This is a genomic window from Cellulomonas sp. NPDC055163 (assembly GCF_053607065.1).
Genome location: NZ_JBSGSU010000001.1, coordinates 662,397 through 674,729 on the forward strand (window position 1 = coordinate 662,397; position 12,333 = coordinate 674,729).

Genomic DNA, 12,333 nt, shown 5'->3' on the forward strand with positions numbered 1-12,333 from the left:
CGTGCGTGGTGACCGCACCACTCACGTCGTCCGCCCATCAGAGGACTGCCATGTCACCGATCACCCACCGCCGCGGGCTGCGCCGAGGCCGGGTCGCCGTGCTCGCGGTCGCCGCCGCGCTCGCCGTCTCCGGCGTCGTCGCGCCGCAGGTCGCCGTCGCCGCGCCCGACCCGGGATCGCCCGTCAAGGTCAACCAGGTCGCGTACGTGCCCGGCGTCGCCAAGGCCGCGACGCTGGTCAGCACGTCGACGTCCCCGGTCCCGTGGACGCTGCGGAACGCCGCGGGAGCGGTCGTCGCGGAGGGCCAGTCGACGGTCAGGGGGGCCGACGCGCTGTCCGGCGACCGGACCCACCTGATCGACTTCTCGGCGTTCGACACGGCGGGCACGGGCTATGTGCTGTCCGCGGGCGGGTCGAGCAGCCTGCCGTTCGACATCTCCGCCGACCCCGTCACGAAGCTCCGGTACGACGCGCTCGCGTTCTTCTACCACCAGCGCAGCGGCATCGCGATCGAGTCGCAGCACGTCGGCAGCACGTACGCGCGCGCCGCGGGGCACCTGGGCGTCGCCCCGAACCAGGGCGACACCAGCGTGCCGTGCCGGCAGTCGTGCGGGTACAGCCTGGACGTGCGCGGCGGCTGGTACGACGCCGGTGACCAGGGCAAGTACGTCGTCAACGGCGGCATCGCGACGTGGCAGCTGCAGAACGCGTACGAGCGCACGCTGCACGTCGCGGGCGCGGACCGGACGGCCCTGGCCGACGGCACGATGGCGATCCCCGAGCGCTCCAACGGCGCCCCCGACGTGCTCGACGAGGCCCGCTGGGAGGTCGAGTTCCTGCTCCGCATGCAGGTGCCCGCCGGTCGCACGGACGCCGGGATGGTGCACCACAAGATCCACGACGAGAGCTGGACGGGCATTCCGACGATCCCCGCGCAGGACAACCAGCGCCGGCTCCTCTCGCCGGTGAGCACCGCGGCGACCCTCAACCTGGCCGCCGTCGCGGCGCAGGCGTCCCGGCTGTGGAAGACCCTCGACCCGGCGTTCTCGGCGAAGGCCCTCACCGCGGCGCAGACCGCGTACACGGCCGCCAAGGCCAACCCGAACCGGATCGCCTCGGCGACCGACGGCACGGGCGGCGGCGCGTACGGCGACACCTCGGTGACCGACGAGTTCTACTGGGCCGCCGCCGAGCTCTACGCGACGACCGGTGCGGACACCTACCGCGCCGACGTCACCGGCTCGTCTCTGTACCGCGGCGGCAGCTTCGCGCAGCGCGGCTACGACTGGGGCTGGACCGGCGGGCTCGGCGACACGACCCTCGCCCTCGTCCCGACCGCCCTGCCCGCCGCCGACGTGGCCGCGACCCGCGCCGCGATCGTCGCGTTCGCGGACTCCGCCCTGACCCGCGCGAACGCCCAGGCGTACCCGGCGCCGAACAACGCGGGGTCGGTCTACTACTGGGGCTCGAACGGCCAGGTCGCCAACAACGCGAACGCCCTCGCGCTCGCCTACGACTTCACCGGCCAGGCGAGGTACCGCACCGGCGTCTACGCGGCGCTCGACTACTTCCAGGGCCGCAACCCGCTGAACCAGTCGTACATCGCCGGCTACGGCGAGAAGGCCGTGCAGAACGTGCACCACCGGTTCTGGGCGAAGCAGGCCGACGCGTCGCTGCCGATCGCGCCGCCCGGGTCGTTCTCCGGCGGACCGAACAGCGAGCTGCAGGACCCGATCGCCGCCGCCCAGCTCGCCGGCTGCGCCGCGCAGAAGTGCTTCGTCGACCACATCGAGGCGTACTCGGTCAACGAGGTCGCGATCAACTGGAACTCGGCGCTGGCCTGGCTCGCGAGCTGGGCGGCCGAGCACGCCGGCAGCACGCCCGCGGTCGACACCACGCCGCCGACCGTCCCGGGCACGCCGAGCGCGAGCGCGGTCACGGACACGTCCGTCACGCTCACCTGGACCCCGTCGACCGACCCCGAGAGCGGCATCTCCGGCTACGAGGTCGTGCGCATCGCCGGCGACTCGCTGGAGATCATGGCCTCGACGACCGCGACCTCCGTCACGGTGACGCGGCTGACGGCCGACACCGCGCACACGTTCGTCGTCCGGGCACGCAACAACGCCCGGCTGTACGCGGACTCGCCGCCGATCACCGTGCGGACGACGGGCGGCGTCACCCCGGTCGACACGCCCCCGACGACACCGGGCGCCCCCGTCGCCTCGGCGGTCACGCCGACGGGCGCGACGCTCACCTGGACCGCGTCCACCGACGACACGGGCGTCACCGGCTACGACGTCCTGCGCGTGCAGGACGGCACGCAGACCGTCGTGGCGACGTCGACCACGGCGACCGTCGCGCTGACCGGCCTGACCGCCGACACCGCGTACGTGCTCACGGTCCGGGCCAAGGACACCGCAGGGCAGGTCTCGGCCGACTCCCCGACCGTCACCTTCCGGACCCTGCCGGTCGTCACCACCCCGCCCGGCGGCTGCACGGTCACGTACTCCGCAAACTCGTGGGGCACCGGGTTCACCGGCTCGGTCACCCTGACGAACACCGGGTCGACGCCGTGGACGTCCTGGAACCTCGCGTTCACGTTCCCGGGCGACCAGAAGGTCACGCAGGGGTGGAGCGCCGTCTACAGCCAGACCGGCTCCGCGGTGACCGTGACGAACGCCGCGTGGAACGGGTCCGTGCCGGCGGGCGGGTCGACGACCTTCGGGTTCAACGGCTCGTACAGCGGCACCAACGCGGCGCCGACGGGGTTCACCGCCAACGGGGCGGCCTGCGGCTGAGGCACGCAGCACGACGACGGCCGCCGGTCCCGTGACCGGCGGCCGTCCGTGCGTCGGGCGTCAGTGCTCGTCGACCGTCGTGGTGTCGGCGGTCTGCGGCACCCGGCGCCCCGGCCTGACGGCGATCGAGGCGACGTAGAGGACCACCGCGAAGCCGACGCTGATCGCCGCGAGGATCCACCAGAACTGGCTCTCCAGCCCGCCGTCACCGGTGGCGAGCGATGCCGCCAGTGCGTTCGCGCATGCACCGCCCCCGCCGATCGCCGTACCGACGAGGCCGAACGCCATGCCGCGCCGGTCCGCCGGCACGGAGTTGGCGATCTCCCCGTCGATGCGCGGGTCGATCAGCACCTCGGCGGCCGAGAACAGCAGGACGCACACGACGAGACCCCCCACCGATCCCCAGGACGCGGCCACGAAGCTCGTCGACATCAGCAGCAGGGACCCGCAGATCACGAGGGCCGAGCTGCTCACCCTGCTCGTGGACTGGTTGAGCGGGACCTGGAGCAGCACCACGGCGACGGCGTTGACGGCGAAGAGGACACCGACGAGGGCGGGGCCGTGCTCGGCACCCGTGTACACCGGCAGCGCGTACTCGAGCTGGATGTAGCAGAAGCCGAACGCGAAGGCGCACGCGAGGATCCAGGCCAGCGTGCGACGGTCCACGGGTGCGCGGACGCCGACGGCGCCCGGGGCGCTCGACGTGCCCTCCGCGCGGGGCTCCTCGCCCTCCGTGAGCCCCCGCAGCCGCAGGAGCACGATCGCCAGGACCACGTAGGTGGTGCTCGTGAGGACGAAGCTGAGCCGGGCGTCGGCCACGAGCAGCAGCAGGCTGCCGGCGAGCGGACCGAGGGCGCTGCCCGCGTTGTTCGCGGTGCTGCGCAGCGCGAAGATCATCCGGACCTGCTCCCCGGTGCCGAGCAGCCGCACCAGCACCGACTTCGACGCCGGCACGTAGATGGCCCCGCCGAAGCCCAGGAGCGCGCACGCGGCCACGACCGTGACGGACCCGGTGGCCCCCATGAGCAGCAGGTACGAGACGGCCCGGACCAGCAGACCACCGCACATGGCGGGGACGGCGCCCGTGCGGTCGGCGATCCAGCCCCCGACCATGGACAGGCCCTGCTGGGCCCAGAACTTCACGGTGATCGCCATCGCGACGACGACGGGGCTCAGCTCGAGCTCCCGCGTCAGGTAGACGGCGAGGAAGGGGATCACGAGGTTGCTGCCGAACGCGACGGCGAAGTTGCCCGTCAGCAGGGTCAGGACGCCCGGGGTGCGCCGGGCCAGCGCCAGGGTCTCCTTCACGGCAGGACGGTCTGCGTCGCTCCGGACCGGATGACGGTCTCCGTCTCGAACCACGTGATCGCCTCGGTCAGCGCCTTCTCGACCTCGGCGCGCGACCCGCCGGTCGCGAGGACCGACCCGATCTTCCCGACGCTCATCGCGGACAGCTCGAGCTCGGTCCCGGGCTCGGCGTACCTGCGGTACGCCGTGATGCCGGGCACCGGGCACTCGTCGGGGATGGCCTCCAGCGTGCCGGGACGCGGCGGGAACAGCGACAGCCCGGCGATTCGGTCGGGCACCGCCGGGACGACGGGGGGCTCGTTGCCGGCCAGGGTCCGCACGTAGAGCTCGGGGAGGAACGGGCCGAACGCCAGCGCCACCATGTCCTCGATCATGCCGCCGCCCGCGCGGCTGGCGACCTCGTTGAACACGAGGCTGCCGTCCGTCGCGAGGAAGACCTCGGCGTGGAACATCGACGTCTCGGGGGTCGGCAGGGCCGCGAGGGCCCGCCGGGTCAGGTCGCGTGCGGGTTCGAGCAGCGGGTCGTCGGCGTCGAGCAGGCAGCTGTGCAGCGGGCGGCCGTCCTTGATGTCCAGGCAGCTCGTCTCGCCCTGGGTCGAGGCCCACATGAAGAGCGTCTCGCCCGCGACGACCATGCCGTCGACGTGCAGCAGCTCGTGCTCGACGAACCGCTCCGCGAGCAGCTGCCCGCCGTCGTCGGTGCCGAGCTCGCGGTGCGCGGCGAGCAGGGACTCGACGTCCTGCGGTCCGCGCACGACCCGCACGTCCATGGACCCGCCGCCGCGCCGCGGCTTGACCACCACGGGGTAGCCGACCCGGTCGACGAAGCGCAGCAGGTCGGCGAGGTTCGCGACGGGCGCGTAGTCGGCGACCGGCACGCCCGCCGCCGAGAGGATGTCCTTCATCGCGAGCTTGTCCCGGAAGGCGGTCGCGCTCGCGACGTCCTGACCCGGCACCCCGAACAGCTCGCGCAGCCGTGCGGCCCGGAGCAGCTCGAACTCGGAGACCGCCAGCACGCGGTCGAAGGGCGTCTCCCGGTGCAGCGCGAGCGCCCGGCTCTCGACGAGCGGGTTGAAGTGGAAGTCGTCGACCACCTCGACGTGCGCGTACCCGGCGAGCTGCGCGGCGCGCTCCGCCGGGTCGGCCGAGAGGGCCCCGGCGTCCGTCAGGAGGACCGCCTCGTGCTCGGCCCCGAGCCAGTCCGCGAACCGGAAGAGGCTGAGCGGGGTGCGGTTGAGGACCAGGTACCTCATCGGACCTCCCGGGCGACCGTGTCGTGACGCCGATCCGTCGCGGGATCCGCTGCCGTGGCGATGTGCAGGAGTCGGCTCAGGCTCCTCGGGTGCAGGGGCATGGTCACAGGGCTCGTCTCTCTCCGTCGGACTCGGCTCTCGCGCGGGGTCTCCCGAGCTCGACCTGCACCACCCCGCACGGACGTGCGGCGGTGCCGTCGATCGCGCACGGCCACCGGCCGCCCCCTGGGCCCGCCTGCGAGCGGGCGCTTCATTAAAGCAGCGTGCGCAGGTGGCCGACCGGCCGCCCCGCGCCCCACGTCTCGGGGCTGACCAGCGCGTCGACGGCCCGCCGCGCGGAGTCGGGCACCGCCAGGCCGCCGATCGTCGTGAACGCGCGCAGCGCCACCGGCATGGACGCCCGGGCCGCGCCGTCGTCGATCTTCACCGCGACGGCACCCGCACCCGGTGCGGCGAGGAGGTGGACGCCCTCGGCGCCGAACTTCGCGAGCAGGCCCGGCACCGCCTCCATGGCCCGGGCGTCGGTCCCGCGGGTGCCCTCGACCAGCCGCGGGTGCGCGCGCATCGCGTCGGCGACCGCCCTCTCGTGCGTGCCCTCGGGCGCCTCGACGAGCCGGGACGACGCGCGCGCGAGCCCGGTCAGGCTCACCGCGAAGACCGGCACCCCGCACCCGTCGACACCGGTCGCCGCGACCGGCTCGCCGCACAGCTCCTCGATCACGGACGCGGCCAGGCGCTGGACCGGGTGGTCGAGCTCCCGGTACGTCGCGGTGTCCCAGCCGTTCGCGACGCAGGTGGCGAGCATCGCGGCGTGCTTGCCCGAGCAGGTCATGGTGATCCGCCGCTCCGCGCCGCCCGCGAGCAGGACCGCACGCCGGGCGTCGGCGTCGGAGGGCAGGTCCGGCGGGCACTGGAGGGAGTCGCCGTCCAGCCCGGCGGCCGCGAGGACGGCCTCGACCTGCGTCACGTGCATCGGCTCGCCGTGGTGGCTGGCCGCCGCGACCGCGAGCTGGGCGACGGTGCCCGGGCGCCACCCTCCGCGCAGCATCGCCACGGCCAGCACCGGCTTCATCGCCGAGCGCGCGAAGACCGGGGACGTCGCGTCGCCGACCGACCCCGTGAGCGCCCCGGCGGGGTCGACGACGGCGACGGAGCCGCGGTGGAAGCTCTCGACGAAGCCGGAGCGGACCGCCTCGGCGACGTCGGCGCCGCCGCGGTAGAGGGTCGGGGTCGAACTCACGGGGGGCTCCTTGGGGTGGTGGAGGTCGGTCGGGTGCGGGGTGTGTGCGGTTCGGGCCGTGCGGGTCGTGCGGGGAGCGACGGCGTGCGGGTCGTGCCGGTCGCCGGGGCGCCGGTCGTGCAGGTCGTGCCGGTCGTGCGGGGTCAGGGGGCGGCGACGGCGTCCGTCCGTTGCTCGCCCGCCGGGGGACGCGCGCGGGCAGCCGTGGCCTCGTCGAGGTGGACGACCGCCCCGCGACCGTGCCGCTCGAGCGGGACGTCGAGCGACGCGATGCAGGGCTCGGCGTGCCGGCAGCCCGCCCGCGCACGGTTCACGTGGACGCCCTGCGCGCCGGCGTTCCGGGCGCCCACGACGTCCGAGCGGAGCTCGTCCCCGAGGTGCACGAGCCGCCCCGGCGGGCACCCGAGGGCCCGGAGGCCCGCGTCGAACGCCCTCCCGTCGGGCTTGCGCGGACCGCCGTCGCCGCAGAACGTCACGTGCGTGAAGTACGGCGCGAGGCCCAGCCGGTGCACGATCGCGTCGCGCAGCGCCGAGTAGGAGTTCGAGACGGCGATGCACCGCAGCCCGAGGCCGCGGGCCCGCTCGAGCAGGTGCAGGGCGTCGGGGAAGACCCGGACGGACTCGAGCACGCCGGCGCGCCGGGCGGCGACGAGACGGGTCAGCTCGTGCTCGGCGAGGACGCGTCCGGAGCGCTCGTGGTGGAAGCTGCGGACCCGGGCGCGGTCGAGCTCCGTGACGGGGATCGCGCCCTCGTCCAGCGCCCGCTCCGCCCGCGCCGAGACCGTGCGCCACAGCGCCAGGTCCGCCGGGCCGCCACCGATCGCCTCGAGCGCGTCGACGGTGCTCACGGAGTAGTCGACGACCGTCTCGTCGAGGTCGAGCGACAAGGCGTCGCACTGCATGACCACCGGCCGTCCCTCCGTCCGCATCCCGTCCCGCCTCCCCGGGGACCGCGCGGGTGTGCGGCTCCACCCTCGGCTGGAGCCGCACACCGCGGCGCGTCCCGCGCGACGTCCTAGCGCACCCGGAACCGGAGCGTCTCGTTGACCTCGCGCTGCTTGCGGACGATGTCCTCGCGGGAGTCGCCGGTGAACAGGACGTGGCCCTGCGCCTGCCACACGCGCGGCGGCACGTCGATCTGGTCGCCGACCTTGCCGTAGATCATGACCTCGGCGACGTCGTCCCGGCCCTCGAGGTGCTCGATGCCCTCGACGGCGGCGAGCTCGCCCGGCTGCTCGCCGAAGTGCAGCGAGAAGCCGACGTGACGCACCCGCTCGGGGTCCACGGACACGTCCGCCGCCTCGCCCAGCGCGACCTTCGTGAGGACCTCGACCATGTCGACGCCCGTCGAGAGCAGCACGCTCTGGTAGACCGGCCCGCCACCCAGGCGTGCACCGGTCTCCAGGATGTACGGCTCGCCCGACGGCGCGACCCGGAACTCCGTGTGCGTCGCACCCTGGGCGATGTCGAGGCCCTGGTGGGCGAGCGCGGTGTACTCCTCGACCTTGGCGAGCGTCTCGCCGCTCAGGACCGTCGGCGTCGCGTAGAAGGTCTCCTCGAAGAAGGGGCCGTCCATCGGCGTCGGCTTGTCGTGCACGGCGACTACCGTCGTCACGCCGTCCTGCACGTAGCTCTCGACGCTGATCTCGTTCCCCGGCAGGAACTCCTCGAGGAGGATCCCCTCGGAGTACTTCGACTTGAGGAAGAACAGCGGGTCGTAGTCGAAGCCGGCCCAGGCGCCCGCGCGGATGTCCTCGAAGTGCTCCGCGAGCTCCTCCGGGTTGTCGACCCGGCGCACGAACATGCTGCCGCCACCGATGATCGGCTTCATCACCAGCGGGTACGCGACCGACTCCGCCGCCTCGAGGGCCTCCTCGACCGTCGACGCGAGCGCGAAGCGGGGCTGGGAGATGCCGACCTTCTCGAACGCCTTGCGCATGCTCAGCTTGTCGCGGCTCTTCTCGGCCGTGTCCACGGAGATCGACGGCAGGCCGAGCTCGGCGGCGACGGCAGCGGCGGCCGGCACGCTGTGCTCGACGAACGCGATGACGCCCGCGATGGGCTCGGGCTCGAGCCCCGAGATCTCGACGCAGCGGGCGACCGTCGCCTGGAGGTCGCCCGTCGGCGCGGTGTAGACCTCGTCGACGTACTCGCCCTCCCAGCTGGGCTCCTCGACCACGACGATCGCGCGGTGCCCGAGCGCGTGCGCGGTCTCCACGGCCTTGGCGAAGTGCTTGCGTCGGCTCGCGTTGCGGGTGTGCAGGATCAGGAGGGTCATCAGAGTGCCTTTCTTATCGCGATCGCCATGTCAGGCGAGATCTCGTCGGTCGAGGTGGTGAGCACGAGCACGGCGGGTCCGGTGCGCGCGAGGAACGCCGCGACCTCGGCCGCGTCGACGTCGGGGTCGTCGCACGTCAGGACGGGCAGGCCGACCGCGGCGCAGACGGCGGCCCAGTCGAACCGGAGGAAGTCCCGGCTGACGGCCTCGGCGTCGTGGTGGTGGATCGCGTGCTGGTCGATGAGGTTGAGCCGGCCGTTGTCGAGGATCGCGATCTTGACGTCGAGGCCGAGGCGGGCGACCGTCTCGAGCTCCGCGACCGACATCGCGAGGCCGCCGTCCCCGACGAGCGTCCACACCGTGGCACCCGGGCGGGCCACCGCGGCACCGACGGACGCCGGGAGCGCGTAGCCGAGGCTGCCGGTGCCGCGCGGGGTGATCAGGCGCTGCGGCGGGGCGAGGCGCAGCAGCGCGCCGAACCAGCCGCTCGCGACGCTCGCCTCGCCGACGCAGACGTCGTCCGGGGACATCGCCCCGTTGATCGCGTGCACGAGCGCCGCGGTGCCCGACTGCGACCACGCGCCCTGCGCCGCCGAGGGACGGTCGCCGGTGTAGGACCAGTCGCCCAGCGCCTCGGCGAGCGCCGGCAGCGCACGGGCGGCGTCCTCGCGGACCAGGCACCCGTGCGCCGGGCCGGGGTCGGCGACCTCCGGGTCGTCGTCGATCCGCACGAGGAGCTGGCCGGCGGACGGCCACGCGTACTGGTTCGTGGACTTGTCGCCCATCTTCGACCCGACGTAGACGACCACGTCGCAGGCGGTGATGAACTCGTTCGCGGGGGTGTCGCCCTTGGAGCCCACGACCCGGGGCAGCTCGGCCCCGACCTCGGACAGCACGCCCTTGCCGTTGAGGGTCGTGAACACGGGCAGGTCGAAGCGCCGGACGAACTCACCGAGGGCCTCCGCCGCGCCCGCGGAGTGGCACCCGCCGCCGGCGACGACGGCGACGCTCGACCCCTGCCGGAGCGTGCGCGCCGCCGCGGCGAGGCGCTCGGTCAGGTCCGTGCGGTCGACCGGGCCCGGCCCCGCGGGGGGCGTCTCGGGGCTCGGTGCCGTCAGCAGCGCCAGGTCGGCCTCGGCCGCGAGGACGTCCGGCGCGACCTCGACGACCACGGGCCCCCGGCGCGGCTGCTCCGCGAGCGCCAGCGCCGCGTCGAGCGTCGCGAGCGCACCCCGCTGCTCGCGGATCACGTACACCCGCTTCGTGATGCTCTCGAAGAGCCGGTCGTGCTCGACCTGCCCGGTCGCCCACGGCCGGGGGGTGCTCCGGCCCGGCCCGGAGGTGAGGAGCAGGAGCGGCGTCCCGCTGTTGTAGGCCTCGAGCAGCGCGGGCGTGCAGTACGGCGACCCGATCCCGCCCGGGGCGTCGCACACCGCGACGCGTCCGCTGAGGCGCGCGTACGCCTCGGCGGCGTAGGCCGCGCCCCGCGGGCACCGGCCCACGACGTGGGTGAGGGCCGGGTGGCGCTGCAGGGCGGCGTAGAAGGAGAGCGACGTCTCGCCGGGGTAGCCGAAGACGTGCGAGACCCCGTTCTCGTCGAGCCTGCGGGCGATCTCGTCGGCGACCGTCGTCATCGTGCGGCGGCGGTCTGGATCGTCGACGGCGTCGGCAGGAGCGGCCGGTCGGCACCCGTGAGGACGATCAGGAGGTCGCTGTCGGCGGGGAGCGAACCCTCCTGGGACATCCGCATGGCACCGGCGAGGCACGCCGCCGCCGCGTAGCACGCGTCGAAGCCCAGGGACTGCAGCGCGCCCCGCGCCATGTGCATGTCGGTCGTCCGGGCGGCGACGAGCGAGCCGCCGGTGTTCGTGGCCATCGCGTGCAGGTACGGGTAGGTGTTCGTCGGGTCGCCGCGCTGGATGGCGTGCGCCAGCCCGTCGGGCTCCGGGACGATGTCCTCCGCGACGATGTGCGCCCGGCCCGCGTCCCACGCGCTGACCATGGGCGAGCAGGTGTCCTCCTGCACCCCGACGAACGCCGGGACCTCGTCGAGGACGCCGAGCCGCCGCGCCTCGACGGCACCCTTGTAGCCGCCCAGCAGGCCCATGCCGCTGCTGATCGCCTGGAAGACGTGCGTGGGCGCGGTCGGCATCTCCTGGTAGGCCTCGACGTAGCTGAGCTTGAGACCGTCGCGCCGGGCGTAGTTGAAGAACCCGCCCTCCCAGAACAGCCCGTTCTCGCGGGCGAACGCCTGGCCCGCCGTGCCGGCGCCGACGAACGTGTCCGGCACCGCGTGCGTCGTGATGCGCGGGTGGTCCGCGTAGTTGAGGCGGTACGCGAACTTCTCCCCGACGAAGATGTGGAGCTTGAAGCCGCTGACCAGGCTCATGGCGTTCGCGAAGGCGGTCGAGCTGTTGCCGGTGGACGCCATGACGAACTCGTCCACGCCGAGGCCCTTGAACCGGCTCAGGGTCGCGGACGCGATCCGGTCCTTCGTCGACCGCGTCGGGTTCCGGGACTCGTCCTTGATGTGCACCGAGCGGACGCCCAGCAGGCGCGCGAGCGGCTCCACGCTCGTGCACGGCGTGTTGCCCTCCCCGAGCCACGTCAGGTCGTCGTCGCTCTCGACGGGCAGGAGGTCGCGGTAGCGCCGCAGCGGGTTGGGGTCGGACTCGCGGGGGGCGATGCTCGCGCCGGCGAGCGGGTACAGCACGTCGATCGCGCCCTTGCACTCGGAGCACCGGTTCGCCCGGGGGCCCGCCTCCTTCTCGCAGTCGAGGCACAGGCGCAGGGGGCCGGCGGTCAGGGCGTGGGTCGCGTACAGCTTCTCGTAGTCGAACATCTCAGGACTCCCCCGGGTCGGTGTTCTCGCGCGGCCGCGTGCTGACGCCGTCCCCGGCGGTCAGCCGGAGCGCGTGTCCGTTCTTGAGCTCCACACCCTCGACGAGGATGTTGTAGTGGTTCGGCATGTGGGTCTCGTCGAAGCCGCTGACGACCCCGAGCGTGCGTCCCTCGTGCACGAGCGCGTCGCCGACGGCGAGGACCCCCGAGTTCTCGAGGGCGGCGAACCCGTAGTACTCGACGTGGTCGACGGGGTACGCGGGGTCCGGTCCGACGTTGACGAACTCGTGGACCTCACCGGCGCTGAGGCAGCGGGTCGTCCACCTCGACGGGCTCATCCCGCGGTCGCGACGGGTGTGGTCCATGACCGCCACCCACCGCAGCCGCAACGGCTCCCTGCTGGTAAACACTTCTCTCACCGTTCCTTCGAGTGGATCCGTCGCGACCGCGCGCACCCGGGGGCGCTAGAGCGGCCGACCGGACGAGGGGACGTCCCAGGCGGAGGGCGCCTGGTGGTACCGGGTACCGAAGCGGCTCGACGCGCGCACGCGCCGGACCCACGAGATCGGGACGAAGACGGCCAGGAACACGGCAGCGGCTGCAAGTCGCACG

At 73.6% G+C, this 12,333-nt stretch carries 10 protein-coding genes; 1 reads left to right on the forward strand and 9 read right to left on the reverse strand.

What is annotated here, in order from left to right; translation table 11 throughout:
• Positions 1-50: 50 nt before the first annotated feature.
• Positions 51-2,801, forward strand: a complete 2,751-nt coding sequence (locus ACWFNE_RS02865; protein WP_452120952.1) for a glycoside hydrolase family 9 protein — start codon at positions 51-53, stop codon at positions 2,799-2,801.
• Positions 2,802-2,861: 60 nt separating this feature from the next.
• Here the strand turns inward: ACWFNE_RS02865 and ACWFNE_RS02870 are convergent, their stop codons facing one another.
• The 9 genes from ACWFNE_RS02870 to ACWFNE_RS02910 form a co-directional block, all read right to left on the reverse strand.
• Positions 2,862-4,109: an MFS transporter gene (locus ACWFNE_RS02870; protein WP_452120953.1), complete on the reverse strand. Its 1,248-nt coding sequence runs from the start codon at positions 4,107-4,109 to the stop codon at positions 2,862-2,864.
• Positions 4,106-5,362 carry an ATP-grasp domain-containing protein gene (locus tag ACWFNE_RS02875; protein WP_452120954.1) on the reverse strand — a complete coding sequence of 419 codons (1,257 nt, stop codon included), beginning with the start codon at positions 5,360-5,362 and terminating at the stop codon, positions 4,106-4,108. Before ACWFNE_RS02875 ends, ACWFNE_RS02870 begins: the two co-directional genes overlap by 4 nt.
• 253 nt (positions 5,363-5,615) lie before the next feature.
• Positions 5,616-6,602: an asparaginase gene (locus ACWFNE_RS02880; protein ID WP_452120955.1), complete on the reverse strand. Its 987-nt coding sequence runs from the start codon at positions 6,600-6,602 to the stop codon at positions 5,616-5,618.
• Positions 6,603-6,745: 143 nt separating this feature from the next.
• Entirely contained in the window at positions 6,746-7,504 is a 759-nt protein-coding gene (locus ACWFNE_RS02885) for an HAD family hydrolase (RefSeq protein ID WP_452121131.1), read from the reverse strand.
• A 113-nt stretch (positions 7,505-7,617) separates the two neighbouring features.
• Entirely contained in the window at positions 7,618-8,880 is a 1,263-nt protein-coding gene (locus ACWFNE_RS02890; protein ID WP_452120956.1) for an ATP-grasp domain-containing protein, read from the reverse strand.
• The gene (locus ACWFNE_RS02895; RefSeq protein WP_452120957.1) at positions 8,880-10,514 is read right to left on the reverse strand and encodes a thiamine pyrophosphate-binding protein; all 1,635 of its coding nucleotides are present in this window, start codon (positions 10,512-10,514) and stop codon (positions 8,880-8,882) included. The genes ACWFNE_RS02890 and ACWFNE_RS02895 overlap by 1 nt, the downstream gene beginning before the upstream one ends.
• Entirely contained in the window at positions 10,511-11,722 is a 1,212-nt protein-coding gene (locus ACWFNE_RS02900; protein ID WP_452120958.1) for a threonine synthase, read from the reverse strand. The genes ACWFNE_RS02895 and ACWFNE_RS02900 overlap by 4 nt, the downstream gene beginning before the upstream one ends.
• 1 nt (position 11,723) lies before the next feature.
• Complete coding sequence (locus ACWFNE_RS02905; protein WP_452120959.1) at positions 11,724-12,176, reverse strand: DUF6917 domain-containing protein; 453 nt, start codon at positions 12,174-12,176, stop codon at positions 11,724-11,726.
• Between the two features lie 9 nt (positions 12,177-12,185).
• Positions 12,186-12,332, reverse strand: coding sequence for a hypothetical protein (locus ACWFNE_RS02910; protein ID WP_452120960.1), 147 nt, complete (start codon positions 12,330-12,332; stop codon positions 12,186-12,188).
• Position 12,333: the final 1 nt, after the last annotated feature.